Raw genomic sequence first — 17,853 nt, 5'->3', positions numbered from 1 at the left:
CTGCTCGGTGTGGTGCTGGTCGGGGGGACGGTGGGGGCGGGGTGGGGCCCGCCCGGTGTCACCGCGTGGTGCGGGGCGGCCCGGGCGAAGGTCATCCGGCACGACCGCCCTCGTCGTCCCCGGCCCCCGGCGTCTCGCCCGGCATCTCACGCGGTCCGGCCGCCTCGGCGAGCGTGATGCCGCGCTGGAAGGCGGCCATGAGCCCGGGGTCGTGGCCGACCGGCGGCTCGTCGTCCTGGCGTGGTGCGGGACCGCCGCGCAGTTGTGGCGCGAGGTGTTCCTGGGCTCTGCGGCGCGGGAGGCCGGGGCGCTCCATGGTGTCGCGCACCGCGCCGTTGACCGGGATGGGCGGGGTCGCCGTGTGCTCGGGCGTGCTCTCCCGGTCCTCGGGGCGGATGCCGGGCAGGGCGTCGGCGGGAGTGGCTCTCGGGTCGCCGCCGTGGCGCTGGGGAAGGGGCGCGGGGCCGGGCGGTGGTGCTGGTGCGATACGTGGCTGCCGCGGCATCGCGGCGACGCCCCCGTGGGGTGCCACCGGGGCGGGCCGCGCCATCGGCGGTGCTTCCGGTCCCGCGTCGCGGGGGTGCCCGAGGGCGCTGGGCCCGTGCGCCGCGGCGGCGCCGGGCGTGAGCACGCTGTCGGCGGTCGCCGCGGCCGCGGCCCGGCGCACCCGGGAGGCCGGCTCCTCCTGGTCCATGCCGAGCAGGCCTTGCGGCAGGACGAGTACGGCCTGGATTCCCCCGTAGATGTTGGTCTGCAGCCGTACGGTGATGCCGTGTCGCCGGGCGAGCTGCGACACCACGAACAGGCCGATGCGCCCGTCCCGCAGCAGGCTGTCCACGTTGACCTGGTCGGGGTCGGCGAGCAGCGCGTTCATCTTGTGCTGTTCGGTGAGCGGCATGCCGAGGCCCCGGTCCTCGACCTCGACGGCGAGGCCGGAGGTCACCAGGTTGGCGCGGAGCAGCACCTGAGTGTGCGGGGCGGAGAACACGGTGGCGTTCTCGACGAGTTCGGCGAGCAGGTGGATGCAGTCGGCGACCGCGTGCCCGCGCAGTGTGCCGTCGATCGGCGGCACGAGCTTGACCCGCGAGTACTGCTCGACCTCGGCGATCGCGGAGCGCATCACCTCGGTCATGGAGACGGGGTGGCTCCACTGGCGCCGGGAGACGGCGCCGCCGAGCACCGCGAGGTTCTCGGCGTGCCGCCGGATGCGGGTGGCGAGGTGGTCGACGTGGAAGAGGCCCTTGAGCAGATCGGGGTCCTCGACGTCGTTCTCCAGGTCGTCGAGGATGGAGATCTCGCGGTGCACCAGGGACTGCAGGCGGCGGGCGAGGTTCACGAAGACCTCGACCTTCTGCTGGCTGCCCGCCTGGCTGGAGAGCTGGGTGGCCTGGACGACCGCGGTGACGGCGACGTCCTGGGCGCGCGAGAGGTCGGCGGCGAGCTGGTCGAGGTCGTCGGCGCCGGGTGCGGGCGCCTTGGGGGCGCGGCGCGGTGGCGGGGCCTCGCCCTTGCGCAACTGCTCGACGAGCCCGCGCAGTTCGGCCTGGCCGCGGGCGCTGGTGCGGCGCAGCGCGATGACGCGGTCGCGCACAGTGGCGGCGGCCCGGTCGGCGGCGATCGCGGCTATGACGATGCCCGCGACCGTGACGAGGCAGGCGCCGGCGAGCACGCTCCACAGGGCGGGGCCGGGGCGCGCCCCGGTGGACCGTACGGCGAACAGGACGGCCGCGCACGCGCTGAGCGCCACCGCGAGCGGCGGCAGCACGGCCAGCCGCAGCAGCTGGGGCCGTATGTGGGTCTCGGCCGGACGTGGCGCGGCCCGCCCCGTCGGCCTGCCGTGCCGACCGCCTTCGCGACGCTCTGCGCGGGCGGCCGACTGGCGAAGCTGAGACATACGGCGTCCTCGTCCACGGTTCTCTGGGGGCAGGGGGCAGGCCGGGCGACGGCAGAAAAGATCAACCGGGCGTCGCTCGGCGAGCACTCACGGTAGTCGGCAACGCTTCATGTGCGGTGGGCAGTTGCCAAACTCCGGTGGCTGACGTCCCGCTCTGGTATGAGTCCTCGCACAGCCGACCGATTACGCCGAGTGGCCCCGTTGCCGGGGTGTGCGGCCCGCGGCCCGGACGAGGTGGGGCCGCGACTGTCGATCCTGGAGGAGCGGGAACCGACGACTCCGGGCGAGTGCGGGGCAGCACTCGCCCGGAGGTGGGCCTTCGTCCGGGGGCCGTCGCCCCTTGGGCTCAGAGGCCGATGTCGCGGCTGCGGTAGTCGTCGAGGGATTCGCGGCGCACCAGCAGGCGGGCGCGCTCGTCGGCGACGGCGATGACGGGCGGGCGGCCGACCAGGTTGTAGCCGGAGGCCATGGAGAGGTGGTACGCGCCGGCCACCGGGACGGCGAGCAGGTCGCCGGGGTGGATGTCGCCCGGCAGTTCGACGTCCGCGGCCAGCACGTCGCCCGCCTCGCAGTGCCGCCCGACCACGGTCGTCGTGGCGGCCGCGGCGCCCGAGTGGCGGCCGATCAGGCGCGGCGCGTACCGCACCCCGTACAGAGCGGGCCGCGGGTTGTCGCTCATGCCGCCGTCGACGGCGACGAACACCTTCTCGCCGGTGTGCTTGACCGCGAGCACGCGGTAGAGGGCGACGCCCGCGGGACCGGCGACCGCCCGGCCGGGTTCGATCAGCAGCCGGGGCACGGCCAGTGCGGCGCCCGCGCAGCTCTCGGCGAGTTCGGCGCGCATCCGGCGGGCCAGCCCGGCGATGTCCAGGGAGTCCTCGCCGGGCCGGTAGGCGATGCCGTGGCCGCCGCCCATGTCGAGTTCCGGCAGGACGACGCCGTGGCTGTCGCGGATCCGGGCCATGAGTCCGACCATCCGGCGCACCGCGGTGAGGTAGGGCTTGACGGTGGTGATCTGGGAGCCCAAGTGGCAGTGCAGGCCGGTGAGTTCGAGCTGTGGCTGGTCGAGGACGCGGGCGATCGCGTGGTGCGCGTAGCCGTCGGTCAGGGACAGGCCGAACTTCTGGTCGTCGGTGCCGGTGCGGATCTTCTCGTGGCCGCCCGCGGTGATGCCGGGCACGATGCGCACCATCACCTTCTGGTGCCCGTCCGGTCCGACGGCGGCGGCGAGCCGGGCGATCTCGGACGGGCTGTCGATGACGACGCGGCCGACGCCGAGGCGCAGGGCGGTCTCCATGTCGTGCGGTGACTTGGCGTTGCCGTGCAGCACGATCTTCTCGGCGGGGAAGCCCGCGGTGACGGCCAGTTCGAGCTCGCCGGCCGAGCACACGTCGAGCCCGAGCCCTTCCTCGTCGACCCAGTGGACCATGGCCCGCGACAGGAACGCCTTGGCCGCGTAGAGGACGTGCGCGTCCGGGAACGCGGCGCGGTAGGTGCGGCAGCGCTCGCGCACCTCCGCCTCGTCGAGCACATAGGCGGGTGTCCCGAACCGTTCGGCGACCGCGGCGAGCGGGACCCCGCCGACGGCGAGGTCACCGTGCGGCCCGCGGTCGGTGGAGGCCGGCCACACCGACAGGTCGTCGACAGCGGGGGCCGTGGCGGGAGTGTGCGGGTGCGTGATGGTCATGATGTGCGAACTCCCTCGTCCAGCCGTGCCACGCCGGTCACCTGCTGCTGCCACCGGCCTCCGGCCTTCCTGCCGCCGCGGCGGGCGAGCGGGACGGCGGTCGCGGGGGCGGAGAACGTGGGATCGACGGTGACGGCGGTGACGCCGAGGAGTCCGGCCAGGGCGCGCAGCGCGGGTTCGCCGAGCCTGATCCACCTCTGGTCCTCGCCCAGCGTCGCGGTCAGGCGCTCGCGGCTGGTGAATCCGACGGCGGTACGTTCGCCGAGCGGGGTACGGAACATGCGGGCGGCGCACCCCGCGGGGCCCGGCCGGACGGGAACGTGGAGCGGTCCGGCCGGGTTCCGTTCGGAAGGCTCCGGGTCTTCGGCGCACTGCGGGTCGTTCATGGGACTCCCCCTGGAGAATCCTCGATGCGGGCAGGAACGCCCCGGCCTTCACCGAAGGGAAGGCCGGGGCGTGCTGCTGACGCTATGCCCGCGGTACAGGGGGTTCCGACGCCTCATGACGCGACGCTTACGGCAAGGGGCCCGCCTCTGACGGGATGCTGACGGAGGTGGTCCGGCAGCGCCCCGGCGCGCACCCGTCCCGGGTCAGCGATCGCCCGCCAGGTCGAGCTCCGTCGGGGCCGGGCCGCCCTCCGTCAGGGTCGGCGCGACGCGGCGCCAGGAGCGGGCGACGGGGCCGGTCACCCCGCGCCACCAGGCCTCGGCCGGGAGCTCCCCGGACGGCTCGAACGGCTCGCCCGGACGCGGTGTGGCGAGTGCCTGTCCGGCGTCCCGCGCCACGTCCATGGACCATTCGCCGGGCTCGGCCCACGCGTGGGGCGCCAGATTGAACGTGCCCCAGTGGATCGGCATCAGCACGCCGTGCGGCCGCGCGCCCTGCAGATCGAGGTGGGCGCGCAGGCCTTCCTCGGGCGTCATGTGGATGTCCGGCCAGAAGTCGGAGTAGGCACCGACCTGGATCATGGTCACGTCGAACGGCCCGTGCTCCGCGCCGATCTCCCGGAAGCCCTGGAAGTAACCGGTGTCACCGCTGTGGTAGATCCGGTGCTCAGGACCCGCGACGACCCAGGACGCCCACAGGGTGTGCTGGGGGTTGCGCAGGCCGCGGCCGCAGAAGTGACGGGCGGGCGAGGCCGTCAGCGTCACCCCGCCGACCTCGGTCGACTCGTGCCAGTCCAGCTCGCGCAGCCGGTCGGCCGGGACGCCCCAGTGCTCCAGGTGCGCGCCGACGCCGAGCGGCACCGCGAAGACGGTGTCCGTCCCGGTGAGCGCCTTGATGGTGGGCATGTCCAGGTGGTCGTAGTGGTCGTGCGAGATGACGACCACGTCCACCGGGCCGAGCGCCGCGAGGGGCAGCGGCGCGGGGTGCAGCCGCTTGGGGCCCGCGAAGGCGAACGGGGAGCAGCGCTCGCCCCACACCGGGTCGAAGAGCACCCGCACCCCGTCGATCTCCGCGAGCACGCTGGAGTGCCCCATCCAGGTGATGCGCAGCCCGCTCGCGGCCGGCTTCGCCAGATCGGCGAAGGTCGTGGCGTGCACCGGCACCGTGCCGGCCGGAGCGCGCAGAGCCCGCTCCTCCTTACGGAAGTAGACCTTCGCGAAGTCGAGCACGGAGCCGTCGGGCCGGGTGCGCGCCCCCTCCGGGTTCTGGAACTGCCCGTCGGCGAAGTTCGGCGACTTGCGGATCCGCTCCAGGCGCGCGCCGGTGGCCTCGGCGCCGAACGCGGCAGGCTGCAGCGACCGCAGCCTGGGACTCAGGGAACGTGGCACAGCGCCTCCCGTTGATCGATCAGGGTCCTCCATTATGTGCCGCCCCTGTGACAGCGCGCCCCGCCGCCCCCTGCACCACCGCGTCGCGACTGATCCGGCATTCGGTGCCAACGGCATTGACAGGGCTCGAACCCCCTTCCGATACTGACTGACGATTCAGTACGCCCACGCCGAGGAGATGACCGGGAACCCATGACCGCCGCCACGCCCGCCGGGCAGCCCACGACGCCGCTGATCCAGCTGACCTGGACCGACCACGTCACGGGCCGCGCCGGCTACCTGGTGGTGGACCGCCTGGTGCGCGGCGTCTCCAGCGGCGGCCTGCGGATGCGCCGCGGCTGCACGCTCGACGAGGTCGCGGGACTCGCGCGCGGCATGACGATGAAGGAAGCCCTGCACTACAACCCGCAGGGGCGGTACATCCCGCTCGGCGGCGCCAAGGGCGGCATCGACTGCGACCCGCGCTCCCCGGAGGCGTACGGCGTACTGGTGCGCTACCTGCGGGCCATGCGGCCCTACATCGAGTCCTTCTGGACCACGGGCGAGGACCTGGGCCTGACCCAGGACCTCGTCGACGAGGCGGCCGCCGAGGCCGGCCTCGTCTCCTCGATCCAGGCCGTGTATCCGTTGCTCGACGACGAGCGGGCCGCCCGGCAACGCCTCGCGGACGCGTTCGCGGTCGATGTCGACGGGATCGGCCTGGACGAACTCGTGGGCGGCTGCGGTGTCGCCGAGTCGGTGCTCGTGGCGCTCGACCGCGCCGGACTCCCGCACGCGGGTACCCGGGTCGCGCTCCAGGGTCTGGGCACGATGGGCGGCGCCACGGCGCGCTTCCTCTCCCGGGCGGGGCTGAAGGTGGTCGCGGTCGCCGACCTCAAGGGCACGGTGGCGAACCCCGAGGGACTCGACGTGGAGGCCCTGCTCGCCGCGCGCGACGCGTACGGCACGGTGCACCGCCCGGCGCTGCGCCCCGAGGACCGCGACCTGCCGGGTGACGCCTGGCTCTCGGCCGACGCCGAGGTGCTCGTACCGGCCGCGGTGTCGTACGCGATCGACGCCGCCGGCCAGGAGCGGATCACGGCCCGCTGGATCGTGGAGGCCGCCAACATGCCGGTCCTCCCCGACGCGGAGGAACTGCTCACCCGGCGCGGCATCACCGTGCTGCCGGACGTCGTCGTCAACTCCGGGACGAACGCCTGGTGGTGGTGGACCCTGTTCGGTGACATCGGCGCGGACGCGGACGAGGCGTTCGCGTACACACGGCGTTCCATGCGCGCCCTGATCGACCAGGTACTGACCCGCGCGGAGGCCGACGGGACGACCCCGCGGGCCGCCGCGCACGCCATCGTCGCCGACCGGCTGCCCGTCATCGCGGAGCGCTTCGGCTGGTACGGGTGACCGCGCCCGGCCCACCGCCGGTCCGCGGGTGAAGAACTAGGGTGGCCGCGTGGCCAGAGTCCGGTTGAGCGTGCCCGAGCGGCGCGAAGAGCTGTTGCGTGCCGCCATCGAGCAGATCGAGGCGCGCGGGGTGGCGGCCGTGCGCATCGCCGACGTGGCGTCGGCGCTCGGCGTGAGCAACGCGCTGGTGCTGTACCACTTCTCGACGAAGGAGAAGCTCGTCTCGGCCGCCTTCACGTACGCGGCGGAGGACGATCTCGCGCGGCTGTCCAAGCTGCTGGCCCGTCGCACCACGGCTCTCAAGCGGCTCCGGGCGGCGGTGCGCTGGTACGCGCCGACGGGTCGGGCCAAGGGCTGGCGGCTGTGGATCGAGGGCTGGGCGGCGTCCTTGCGCGAACCGGCGCTGCGCGAGGTCACCCGCGACCTCGACAAGCGCTGGAAGGCCGCGCTCACCGAGGTCGTCGCGGAGGGCGTCGCGGCGGGCGAGTTCACCTGCCCCGACCCGACGGCGACGGCGCTGCGCCTGACGGCCCTGCTCGACGGGCTCGCCGTGCAGATGACGGCGTACGAGGGGGCGGTCTCCCGGGCCCGCACGCAAGAGTGGGTGGACGAAGCGCTCGCCCGTGAACTGGGCCTGGACCGGGCGGAGTTGACGCGCCAGCCGGTCCAGGGTCTGCCGTAGACGACAGCGCGGCACAGCGCATGCCGGCGCAGTGGCTGTCAGTTCAGCTCGTACACCGCCGTCACGCTCACCTCGTCCTCGATCTCGCCGGGCGCCACCGGGACCTTCGCCGCCGACTGTTCGAAGGCCGCGGGGGGTACCTCCACCGGCCGGGGGCGGCCGCTCGCGCCCTCCGTCAGCGAGACGAGCCGGCCGAGCCGGTGCCCGCTCAACTCGGCGTACTGCACGGCCTTTTCGTGGGCGTCGGTGTGCGCGGCGGCCCGGGCGGCGGCGCGCAGCCGGCTCGGGTCGGCGACGTCGAAGACGACCGCGTCGACCCGGACGGCGTCGCCGGTCGCGTCCGTGATCGCCTGGATGACCTCGCCGGTCCGCCGTACGTCGCGGACCTTGACGGAGAACGACTGCACGGCCCGGTAACCGATGACCCGCGTCGTCGCGCCCGGCTCGGGACCGGTCTCGTACACGGCCGAGACGGCGAGGTGGTCCGTGCGGATGTCCCGGTCGGCGACGCCCGCCTCGCGCGCCGCGGCGGGCAGCGCGTCCGCGGCGCGGCTCTGGGCGGCCAGGGCGTCCTTGGCCGTGGGCCCGGTGGCCTCGACGCCCGCCGTCACGGTCGCCATGTCCGGGGCCGTACTGGCCCGGCCCTCACCGGTCACCGTCAGGGTCGCGGGTTTCGGCGCCGCGACGGCGGCGGCGGCCGGTGCCTCCGGCGCGGCGGCGGCGGGCACCGCCGGCAGCATGACGGCGAGCAGGGCTCCGGCGAGGGCGGCACGGTGCCGGGTGCGTAGAGGCAGTGCAGACATGGGATCGGGGTCCTTCCCGGTCGGGCCCGCCGGCGCGGCGGGCAGCCGACATCCCAGCACCCGCACCCGCCCGGCCCCGTCACGCCACTCCGCCCGGTCACCCCGTCGGGGATCAGAACGACAATCAGACGGGTTCATCGGGGAGCGGAGGGATCAGGACGCGGACTCCAGATGCATCTTGATCGTGTGCGGGTCCACGAAGCCCTTGGCCACCACGCGGTCGCCGGAGGACTCCCCGCGCAGCCGCCGCCCGATCCACGGCACCAGGAACTCGCGCGCCCAGTGGATGTCGTCGCGCCGCACCTCGAACGTGCCGCGCGGCGGGAGCAGCGGCCAGGCCTGCTCCGGGTCGGCGGGCACGTCGACACCGAGCGCCTGCCCCGCGCGCAGGGCGACCCGGGTGTGTCCCTCGGCGGACAGGTGGAGGCGGTCCTCGTCCCAGGCCCGGCGGTCCTGGATGGACCTGAGGGACCACAGGTCGAGCACCGGGCAGCCGTAGCGGTCGGCGATCGCGCGGATGTGCATGTTGTACGTGGCGATCTTGCCGCGCATGTGCTTGAGGACGGCCACGTCGCGGGTGTCGAAGCCGGTGGCGACCATGACGGTCCCGGCGGCCCCGGCGAGGCGTGCCACGGCCTTCTCGAAGCGCTCGGCCACGTCGTCCGGGTCGGTGCCGGGCCGGATGATGTCGTTGCCGCCCGCGACCAGCGTCACCAGGTCGGGGGCGAGCTCGACGGCCCGCGGGACCTGGTCCTCGACGATCTGGTCGATGAGCTTGCCGCGCACGGCGAGGTTCGCGTACTGGAAGGTGTCCTCGGCCACGCGGTCGTCCAGGAGGACGGCGAGCCGGTCGGCCCACCCCACGAAGCTGCCGTCCGGCCCGGGGTCCCCGACGCCTTCGGTGAAGCTGTCCCCCACCGCCGCGTAGGACCGAATCGTGCCGCCGCTGAATGATCTCGATTCGTTTGCCACGACCACACATCTTTCACCCTCGGGTGTGGCCTACGCGACCGTAACCAGGGGTTGACGAGCGGTGAGAAAACGCACTCGGCTCCCGGGGAATAACCCGGGAGCCGATCGGATCGCGCTCGAATCAGATCGAGACGCCGTGCTCGCGCAGGTACGCCAGCGGGTCGACGTCCGAGCCGTAGCTCGGGGACGTACGGATCTCGAAGTGCAGGTGCGGGCCGGTCACGTTGCCGGTGGCGCCGGAGAGGCCGATCTGCTGGCCCGCGGTCACGGTCTGCCCCGCGGAGACGCCGAGCGAGGACATGTGGGCGTACTGGGAGTAGCGGCCGTCGGCGTGCTGGATGACGACCTCGTTGCCGTAGGCGCCGTCCCAGCCGGCCGAGACGACGGTGCCGGCGCCGACCGCCTTGATGGCGGTGCCGGTGGGCACGACAAAGTCGGTGCCGGTGTGGTAGCCGCTGGACCACATGGAACCGGACGAGTGGTACGGCGTGCCGATGGAGCCGTCGACGGGCTTCACGAAGTCCGCGGTGCTGCTCGCCCGGGAGGCCGAGGCGGTGCTCGCGGCCGCGCCGTTCAGGGTGAGCTTCATGCCCGGCTTGATGACGCCCGCGTCGGAGCCGACGACGTCCTTGTTGGCGTCGTACAGCTTCTGCCAGCCGCCGTCGACGTTCTGCGCGTCGGCGATCTTCGAGAGCGTGTCACCGGACTTGACGGTGTACGTCTTCGCGTCGGTCGAGGCGGAGTCGGTCGCCGCGTGGGCGCCGGTGGCACCGATGAGCGGCAGGGCGAGCGCGGCGCCACCGGCCGACGCGACGGCGGCGGCGCGGGTGACGCGCTGGGACTTGGGGCGGCGGTGCTTTCCCTTGGCGGGCATGACGAGTTTCCTCTCCGTCGCCTACGAGGTGAGCTGTCGGGTTCGGGCTGGAGCTGCCCGGCCGGGCCCTTTCACGGACACGACTTCACCCCTAGCCGCATGGGGAATTCCCTCGGCGGCGCACTGCCTGTGGGTCCCCCGTTCCTGCCGTCACGGGTCGTTGTTCGGAATTCCGGGCGGTGGCAGGACTAGGCGTTCCGTCCGGAGTGAGTGGCGACCGTAAGGCAGCGCGAAAGGCGGTGACAAGCGCCGAAATCACCTCTGGGTCCGCTTTCTTGATCGTCTGGGCGTTTTCTGTGTCACCCTGCGTCGACTCAGGGGCTTTGCCGGCGCCTTACTTTCAGGAATTCAGAGGAAGAGAATTTCCGGCGGCCACCACGGACCGTTACGGCTATGAGCCTGCTCACGCGCCTGTACCCAATGTCCCTTTATTTACGGACGGTTGATGTGAAGTATGAGCAAAACGGACAGATGGTTTACTCGGGAACCCGTGTCGTATCGTCAGGAGCGCGTCCGCCGGCGAGCGACGCCGGAGCCCGACCGGGAGGAGCCCCCGTGACACAGCACGCCCCGTCCACCGAGCCCGAGCTGTCCGGAGTGCGCAACTTCCGCGATGTGGGCGGTCTCCCGACCGTGGACGGCCGGCGCGTGCGTCCGGGCGTGCTCTACCGCAGCGGCCATCTCGCCCACGCCACCGCCGAGGACGCGGCGTTCCTCGCCGGGCTCGGCCTGCACACCGTCTTCGACTTCCGCAACGCCGCGGACCAGCGCCTCGAGGGCGCCGACGTCGAACTGCCGGGCGTGCGCAATGTGAACCTGCCGCTGACCGACCCCGCCGACGGCGCCGAGTTCTGGCAGATGGTCCGCGACGGGGACATAGACCAGCTGCGCACCCTCCTGTCCGAAGGCCGCGCGGCGAACCGCATGATCACGTCGTACCGCTCGATCATCTCCCTGCGCACCGCCGAGCACAGCCGCGTGCTGCACGCGCTCGCCGAGGACAGCGTGCCCGCCCTGATGCACTGCGCGGCGGGCAAGGACCGCGCGGGCCTGTCGATCGCGGTGACGCTGCTCGCCGTCGGCGTGGAGCGCGACGCCATCGAGACGGACTACCTGGAGTCGAACGCGAAGCACCGCCGCTACAAGGTGCGCCGCAGCAGCGCGGCGAGCGACGCCTACTCCCCCGAGGTCATGGAGTTGCTCAGCCCGCTCTTCGACGCCCGCGCCGCCTACCTGCACGCGGCCTTCGAGACCATCGAGCAGACCTGGGGCGGCGCGGACCGCTACTTCGAAGAGGGTCTGGGGCTCACCGCGGCCGACCGCGACCGGCTGCGCGAGCGCCTCCTCGTCTGAGCCGCGCTACTGGCCCCCGCCCAGCGTGAACAGCAGGTAGACGAAGGCGGCGAAGGCATGTCCCGCGAAGACGTACACGAGGACCCGCACCCAGATACCGCGCGGCAGCTTGTCCTCGATGTCCCGCCGGGCGGGCTGTTCCCCGGCGCCGTGCTCGGTCGCGTCACTCACGTCAGCCATGTCGGGCCTCCCGGATCGGACCGGCCGCGGGGCCGAGGCACAGCGCGGCGGTCGGGCTCTGCAGCAGGGTGTGTACGAACAGGAGCTCGGCCCCGCCCCGGTCCGCGGCGGCGATCCGGTGCGGGGTGAGCGAGTCGAAGTGCGCGCTGTCCCCGGGGTCGAGCCGGTAGGACGTGTCCCCGAGGCGCAGTCGCAGCCGCCCTTCGAGGGCGTAGAGCCACTCCTCGCCGGGGTGCACGCGCACGATGTCGCCCTGCGATCCGTACGGCACGTGGACCCGCAGGGCCTGCATGCCGCGGCCGGGAGAACCCGCCTGGAAGTACGTCCAGCCGCCGGCCTCGGTCGCCTCCATGGCGTCGGCCCGGACCACGGCGTCGCGGTCGGCGGGGGTCTCGCCGAGCAGTTCGGAGACCGTCGTACCGTAGATACGGGCAAGGGCGAGCAGCATCGGCAGCGACGGCTGCCGCTGCCCGGTCTCCAGACGCGACAGATGCGCCGGTGACAGGCCCGCGGAGCGGGCGGCGACCTCCAGGGTGAGGGCGGCGCGGCGGCGCAGGGCACGCAGCTGGGGCGCGACGGCGGGCAGCTCCGGGGGTTCCGGTGCCTCCTCCGGGAGGGCAGGACTCATACGGTCGATTCAGCCAGAGCCCTGCCCGAGGGGCAAATTTATTGCCCCGGAGGCAAATCCGACGAGCTGCGGTCAGCGGTTGGCGACCGCCTGCTTGATCAGGGTCTTGCCGAAGTCCCACATCAGCCCGCCACCGCTGTGCGCGTCGTCCATCACGGCGGTGAACGCCTCCACGAACCGCTCGACGTCGGCCTCGTCCACCACCAGCGGCGGGATCAGCTTGATGACTTCGAGGTGGTCGCCGGAGACCTGCGTGAGGATCCGGTGCTTCTGCAGCAGCGGCACGACCACCATCTGCGCGAACAGGCCCTTGCGCGCGGCCTGCAGCATGGCCCAACGGCTGCGCAGTTTCAGGGACTTGGGCCTGCCGAACTCGATGCCGATCATCAGGCCGCGGCCGCGGACGTCGCTGAGCAGCTCGTAGCGGTCGATGAGGGCGGTGAGCCGCGCCGTCAGCAGCTCGCCCATGGCGCGGGCGTTCGCGACGGTCTCCTCGCCCTCCATGACGGACAGGACGGCGAGCCCGGCGGCCATGGCCTGCGCGTTCGCCCCGAAGCTCGCCGAGTGGACGAGGACCCGGTCCATGGACGAGTAGACCTTCTTGAAGATCCAGTCCTTGCCGAGCGTCGCGCCGACCGGCACGTACCCGCCGGACAGCGCCTTGGCCACGCAGACGAGGTCCGGCTCGACACCGTCCTCGTGCTGGTACGCGTAGAAGTCGCCGGTGCGGCCGAGGCCGGTCTGCACCTCGTCCGCGATGAGCAGCGCCTTGTGCTGGTGCAGGAGGTCCTGCGCGGCCCGCAGATAACCGGGCGGCGACTCGTGCACGCCCTTGCCCTGGATCGGTTCGACGATGAGCGCCGCGACGTCGCCCTTCTTCAACTCCCTTGCCAGCGCGTCGAGATCGCCGAGCGGCACGGCCGTGTCGGGCAGCAGCGGCGCGAAGCCGTCCCGGAAGCCGTCCTCGCCGTTGACCGACAGCGAGCCGGTGGTCAGCCCGTGGAAGGCGTGCGAGCAGAAGAGGACGCGGGGCTTCCCGGTCGCGTAGCGGGCGAACTTCAGCGCGGTCTCCACCGCCTCCGTCCCGCTGTTGCCGAAGAACACCCGGTCCAGGTGCGGGCTGTGCGTCAGCAGCTTCTCGGCGAGCAGGCCCGGCAGCGGCTGGCAGTCGAACCGGGTCAGGTCGGCGAGCGAGGCGTCCAGTACGTCGTGCAGCGCCTTGCGTACGACGGGGTGGTGGCGGCCCAGGCCCATGACGCCGAAGCCGGCGAGCATGTCGAGGTAGTCGTTGCCGTCCGCGTCCCAGAAGTGCGCACCCTCGGCCCGCTCGTACACCTTGTCGAAACCGATGGTGTGGAGCATCTTCGGCAGCTGGTGGTTGAGGTACTTGGCGTGCAGCTCGTACCGTTCGGCGCCGCGCTCGGCCAGCAGCGTACCGAGGTCGAACTCCTTGGTCATACGTTGTTCTCCTTGCCGGCCTGCTCGGATGTGCTGGCTTTCTTGCTGGCTTTCAGTTTCAGGCTCGTGCTGATCCGTCCCGCGATCTCCACCGGGGTGAGGCCGATGTCGGCGAGCACCTCGGCCCGCTTGGCGTGCCCCAGGAACTGCTCGGGGATGCCGAACCGCCGTACGGGCACGTCGACTTCGGCCTCGCCGAGTGCCAGCGCGACGGCCGAACCGACGCCCGCCGCCCGGCTGTTGTCCTCGACGACGGCGACGAGTTCGTGCTCCGCCGCCAGGGGCACGAGGTCCGGGTCGACCGGTTTCACCCAACGCGGGTCCACCACCGTGCAGTTGACTCCCCGCGCCTCCAGCAGCTCGGCGGCCCGCAGGCAGACGGGCGCCATGACGCCGACGGACACGAGCAGCACGCGTGCCGCGTCCGACCGGTGCAGTACGTCGATGCCGCCGACCCGGTCGACCGCCGGGACCGGCGCCCCCACGGACTCCTTGGGGAAGCGCAGCATGGTCGGCGCGTCGTCCACGGCCACGGCTTCGCGCAGCTGCGCGCGGAGTTGGCCGGCGTCGCGCGGCGCGGCGATCCGCAGGCCCGGCACGACCTGGAGGATCGACATGTCCCACATGCCGTTGTGCGAGGCCCCGTCGACGCCGGTCACGCCGGCCCGGTCGAGCACGAACGTCACGCCGCACTTGTGCAGCGCGACGTCCATCAGGAGCTGGTCGAAGGCGCGGTTGAGGAACGTCGCGTAGACGGCGACGACCGGATGCAGACCGCCTGTGGCCAGCCCGGCGGCGGACACGGCGGCGTGCTGTTCGGCGATCCCGACGTCCCAGACGCGGCCCGGGAACTCCTGGGCGAACTTCGTCAGACCCACCGGATGCAGCATCGCCGCGGTGATCGCGACGACGTCCTCGCGTTCCCGGCCGATCGCCGCGATCTCGTCCCCGAACACGGAGGTCCAGGACGGCCCGTTGGACGGAGCGAGCGGTTCGCACGTCAGCGGGTCCATCACGCCCACGGTGTGGAAGCGGTCGGCCTCGTCCGCGAGCGCGGGCTCGTAGCCGCGCCCCTTCTCGGTCAGGCAGTGCACAAGTACCGGGCCGTGGAATCGTTTTGCCCGGCGCAGCGCGGACTCCACCGCGCCCACGTCGTGGCCGTCGATCGGACCTACGTACTTCAGACCGAGGTCCTCGAACATGCCCTGCGGCGCGAACGCGTCCTTGAAGCCCTTCTTCGCGCCGTGCAGCGACTCGTACACCGTGTGCCCGACCACAGGCGTGCGCAGCAGTACGTCCTTGCCCCAGGCCAGCACCTTCTCGTAGCTGTCCGTCGTGCGCAGGGTGGCCAGATGGTTCGCGAGACCCCCGATGGTCGGCGCGTACGAGCGCTCGTTGTCGTTGACGACGATGATCAGCGGCCGGTCCTTGGCGGCCGCGATGTTGTTCAGCGCCTCCCAGGCCATCCCGCCGGTGAGCGCCCCGTCGCCGATGACGGCGACCACGTGCCCGCGCTCCCCCTGCACCTGGCGCGCCTTGGCGAGCCCGTCGGCCCAGCCGAGGGCCGTGGAGGCGTGGCTGTTCTCCACGATGTCGTGCTCGGACTCCTCGCGTGACGGATAGCCGGAGAGCCCGCCCTTGCCGCGCAGTTTCGAGAAGTCCTGACGCCCTGTCAGAAGCTTGTGTACGTAGCTCTGGTGGCCGGTGTCCCAGACGATCCGGTCGACGGGCGACTCGAAGACCCGGTGCAGCGCCATGGAGAGTTCCACCACGCCCAGATTGGGCCCGAGGTGACCGCCGGTCCTGGCGACCGCGTGGATCAGGAACTCCCTGATCTCCACGCCCAGTTCGTCGAGCTCCTCCTCGCTCAGCGCCTTCAGGTCACGCGGCCCCCGGATGGTCTCCAGAATCGTCACGCTCGAGCCCCCTTCCCGTTCGAGTACCTGCGAACTCAGCTCACGGTGACGTCGGGCGCACCCGACGCGACGCCGTCCTTCTCCCACTGCTCGGCGATCTTCATCGCCTCGTCGATCAGCGTCTCCACGATCTTCGACTCGGGCACGGTCTTGATGACCTCGCCCCGGACGAAGATCTGCCCCTTGCCGTTGCCGGAGGCGACGCCGAGGTCGGCCTCGCGCGCCTCGCCCGGACCGTTCACGACGCAGCCCATGACGGCCACGCGCAGCGGCACTTCCATGCCGTCGAGCCCGGCGCTCACCTCGTCGGCGAGCTTGTACACGTCGACCTGGGCGCGCCCGCACGAGGGACAGGACACGATCTCCAGGCGCCGCTGCCGCAGGCCGAGCGACTCCAGGATCTGGATGCCGACCTTCACCTCCTCGGCGGGCGGCGCGGACAGCGAGACGCGGATGGTGTCGCCGATGCCCTCGCCGAGCAACGCCCCGAAGGCGACAGCGGACTTGATGGTGCCCTGGAAGGCCGGGCCGGCCTCCGTCACCCCGAGGTGCAGCGGATAGTCGGACGCCGCGGCGAGCTGCCGGTAGGCGTTGACCATCACCACGGGGTCGTTGTGCTTGACGGAGATCTTGATGTCGCGGAACCCGTGCTCCTCGAAGAGCGACGCCTCCCACAGCGCCGATTCGACGAGCGCTTCCGGCGTCGCCTTGCCGTACTTCTGCAGCAGCCGCCGGTCGAGCGAGCCCGCGTTGACCCCGATCCGGATCGGCGTGCCCGCGTCGGAGGCGGCCCGCGCGATCTGCTTCACCTGGTCGTCGAACTTCTTGATGTTGCCCGGGTTCACGCGAACTGCCGCGCACCCGGCGTCAATTGCGGCGAACACGTACTTCGGCTGGAAGTGGATGTCCGCGATGACGGGGATCTGCGACTTCCTCGCGATCGTCGCGAGCGCGTCCGCGTCGTCCTGGGTGGGGCACGCGACGCGCACGATCTGGCAGCCGGAGGCGGTCAGTTCGGCGATCTGCTGCAGCGTGGCCCCGATGTCCGAGGTCCGCGTCGTCGTCATCGACTGCACGGACACCGGCGCGCCGCCTCCCACGGCCACCGGTCCGACCTGGATCTGACGGCTGACGCGCCGTTCAGCGATGGGTCGGACCGGTACCTCGGGGAGGCCCAGTGAGACTGGCTCTCCGGAACTCATGGCATCGTCACCCACGGTTCCCGGCGACGGTCTCCGTCATCGCGCGCAGGGACTCCTTGAGGGAGCCCATGGTGGCGAGGACGGCGGTCGGCTCGTAGCCGCAGTGCGCCATGCAGTTGGCGCAGCGCGGGTCCTTTCCGCGGCCGTACGCCTCCCAGTCGGTCTTCTCGATGAGCTCGCGGTAGGTCGGCACGTACCCGTCGCTCATCAGGTAGCAGGGCTTCTGCCAGCCGAAGAGCGAGTAGTTCGGGATGGCCCACGCGGTGCACGGGAAGTCGACCTTGCCCTCGAGGAAGTCGAGGAACAGCGGCGAGTGGTTGAGCCGCCAGCGCCGCCGGTTGCCGCCCGAGAACGCCTTCTTGAAGAGTTCGCGGGTCTGCGTGACGCCGAGGAAGTGCTCCTGGTCGGGGGCCTTCTCGTAGGCGTAGGCGGGCGAGATCATCATCTCGTCGACCGCGAGGTCGTCGTTGAGGTAGTTGAGCACCTCGATGATGTTCTGCGGGGTGTCCGTGTTGAAGAAGGTCGAGTTCGTGGTGACCCGGAAGCCGCGCCGCTTGGCTTCCTTGATCGCCTCGACCGCCTCGTCGAACACGCCCTCCTTGGCGACGGATTCGTCGTGGCGCTCGCGCATGCCGTCGATGTGCACCGTGAACGCGAAGTACGGCGACGGCGTGAACTTGTCCATCTTCTTGCGCATCAGCATCGCGTTGGTGCAGAGGAAGACGTACTTCTTCTTGGCGACCAACTGGCGCACGATCTCATCGATCTGAGGGTGCATCAGCGGCTCGCCGCCGGCGATGGAGACCATCGGGGCGCCGGACTCCAGGACGGCGCCGACGGCCTGCGCGACCGGCATGCGCTGTTTGAGCACGCCGGCCGGGTGCTGGATCTTCCCACAGCCCTCGCACTTCAGATTGCAGGCGAAAAGCGGCTCCAATTCGACAATGAGCGGGAACTTGTCCCGCTTGCGGATCTTCTGTTCAGCGAGATACGTCGCAACCTTGATGGACTGGCGGAGCGGCATGGCCATC

16 protein-coding genes and 1 riboswitch are annotated in these 17,853 nt (G+C 71.8%); of the genes, 3 read left to right on the top strand and 13 right to left on the bottom strand.

What is annotated here, in order from left to right; genetic code table 11:
- Positions 1–91: 91 nt before the first annotated feature.
- From AB0J02_RS04885 to AB0J02_RS04870, 4 genes are all read right to left on the bottom strand, one after another.
- Positions 92–1,894 (bottom strand): ATP-binding protein, encoded by a 1,803-nt coding sequence (locus AB0J02_RS04885; protein ID WP_363192139.1) that lies wholly within the window; start codon positions 1,892–1,894, stop codon positions 92–94.
- A gap of 346 nt (positions 1,895–2,240) precedes the next feature.
- Positions 2,241–3,581, bottom strand: a complete 1,341-nt coding sequence (gene lysA / locus AB0J02_RS04880) for a diaminopimelate decarboxylase (RefSeq protein WP_363192138.1) — start codon at positions 3,579–3,581, stop codon at positions 2,241–2,243.
- Positions 3,578–3,967, bottom strand: a complete 390-nt coding sequence (locus tag AB0J02_RS04875; protein WP_363192137.1) for an SAV_915 family protein — start codon at positions 3,965–3,967, stop codon at positions 3,578–3,580. Before AB0J02_RS04875 ends, lysA begins: the two co-directional genes overlap by 4 nt.
- A 204-nt stretch (positions 3,968–4,171) precedes the next feature.
- A complete protein-coding gene (locus tag AB0J02_RS04870; RefSeq protein ID WP_363192136.1) occupies positions 4,172–5,389 on the bottom strand; it encodes an MBL fold metallo-hydrolase in 1,218 nt (405 codons plus the stop codon).
- 159 nt (positions 5,390–5,548) lie between these two features.
- Between AB0J02_RS04870 and AB0J02_RS04865 the strand changes: the two genes are divergently transcribed.
- Together AB0J02_RS04865 and AB0J02_RS04860 are read left to right on the top strand one after the other, a co-directional pair.
- On the top strand, positions 5,549–6,754 hold the full coding sequence (locus AB0J02_RS04865) for a Glu/Leu/Phe/Val dehydrogenase dimerization domain-containing protein (RefSeq protein WP_363192135.1): 1,206 nt from the start codon (positions 5,549–5,551) through the stop codon (positions 6,752–6,754).
- A 49-nt stretch (positions 6,755–6,803) separates the two neighbouring features.
- Positions 6,804–7,436, top strand: coding sequence for a TetR/AcrR family transcriptional regulator (locus AB0J02_RS04860; RefSeq protein WP_363192134.1), 633 nt, complete (start codon positions 6,804–6,806; stop codon positions 7,434–7,436).
- Between the two features lie 38 nt (positions 7,437–7,474).
- On the opposite strand, the gene AB0J02_RS04855 is transcribed toward AB0J02_RS04860, so the two are convergent.
- The 3 genes from AB0J02_RS04855 to AB0J02_RS04845 form a co-directional block, all read right to left on the bottom strand.
- Complete coding sequence (locus AB0J02_RS04855; RefSeq protein WP_363192133.1) at positions 7,475–8,239, bottom strand: SIMPL domain-containing protein; 765 nt, start codon at positions 8,237–8,239, stop codon at positions 7,475–7,477.
- 153 nt (positions 8,240–8,392) lie between these two features.
- Entirely contained in the window at positions 8,393–9,211 is an 819-nt protein-coding gene (locus AB0J02_RS04850) for an SGNH/GDSL hydrolase family protein (protein WP_363192132.1), read from the bottom strand.
- A 121-nt stretch (positions 9,212–9,332) separates the two neighbouring features.
- Positions 9,333–10,085, bottom strand: a complete 753-nt coding sequence (locus tag AB0J02_RS04845) for a LysM peptidoglycan-binding domain-containing M23 family metallopeptidase (RefSeq protein WP_363192131.1) — start codon at positions 10,083–10,085, stop codon at positions 9,333–9,335.
- A gap of 3 nt (positions 10,086–10,088) precedes the next feature.
- Positions 10,089–10,274, bottom strand: a riboswitch (cyclic di-AMP (ydaO/yuaA leader).
- Positions 10,275–10,640: 366 nt separating this feature from the next.
- Between AB0J02_RS04845 and AB0J02_RS04840 the strand changes: the two genes are divergently transcribed.
- Positions 10,641–11,438, top strand: a complete 798-nt coding sequence (locus AB0J02_RS04840) for a tyrosine-protein phosphatase (RefSeq protein ID WP_363192130.1) — start codon at positions 10,641–10,643, stop codon at positions 11,436–11,438.
- 6 nt (positions 11,439–11,444) lie between these two features.
- Here AB0J02_RS04840 and AB0J02_RS04835 read toward each other — a convergent pair whose 3' ends face one another.
- From AB0J02_RS04835 to hpnH, 6 genes are all read right to left on the bottom strand, one after another.
- On the bottom strand, positions 11,445–11,618 hold the full coding sequence (locus tag AB0J02_RS04835; protein ID WP_363192129.1) for a DUF6126 family protein: 174 nt from the start codon (positions 11,616–11,618) through the stop codon (positions 11,445–11,447).
- Positions 11,611–12,246, bottom strand: a complete 636-nt coding sequence (locus tag AB0J02_RS04830) for an XRE family transcriptional regulator (protein WP_363192128.1) — start codon at positions 12,244–12,246, stop codon at positions 11,611–11,613. The genes AB0J02_RS04835 and AB0J02_RS04830 overlap by 8 nt, the downstream gene beginning before the upstream one ends.
- Positions 12,247–12,318: 72 nt before the next feature.
- Complete coding sequence (locus AB0J02_RS04825) at positions 12,319–13,704, bottom strand: aspartate aminotransferase family protein (RefSeq protein ID WP_363192127.1); 1,386 nt, start codon at positions 13,702–13,704, stop codon at positions 12,319–12,321.
- Entirely contained in the window at positions 13,701–15,620 is a 1,920-nt protein-coding gene (dxs, locus tag AB0J02_RS04820) for a 1-deoxy-D-xylulose-5-phosphate synthase (RefSeq protein WP_363192126.1), read from the bottom strand. Before dxs ends, AB0J02_RS04825 begins: the two co-directional genes overlap by 4 nt.
- Positions 15,621–15,655: 35 nt before the next feature.
- A complete protein-coding gene (gene ispG / locus AB0J02_RS04815; RefSeq protein ID WP_363192125.1) occupies positions 15,656–16,822 on the bottom strand; it encodes a flavodoxin-dependent (E)-4-hydroxy-3-methylbut-2-enyl-diphosphate synthase in 1,167 nt (388 codons plus the stop codon).
- 7 nt (positions 16,823–16,829) lie between these two features.
- Positions 16,830–17,852: an adenosyl-hopene transferase HpnH gene (gene hpnH, locus AB0J02_RS04810; protein ID WP_363192124.1), complete on the bottom strand. Its 1,023-nt coding sequence runs from the start codon at positions 17,850–17,852 to the stop codon at positions 16,830–16,832.
- Between the last annotated feature and the right edge of the window lies 1 nt (position 17,853).

This window comes from Streptomyces sp. NPDC050264 (assembly GCF_040655895.1).
In the GTDB taxonomy this organism is placed as follows: domain Bacteria; phylum Actinomycetota; class Actinomycetes; order Streptomycetales; family Streptomycetaceae; genus Streptomyces.
The sequence above is the reverse complement of the archived record's forward strand: the minus strand, read 5'-3'. Positions and strand labels throughout refer to the sequence as shown.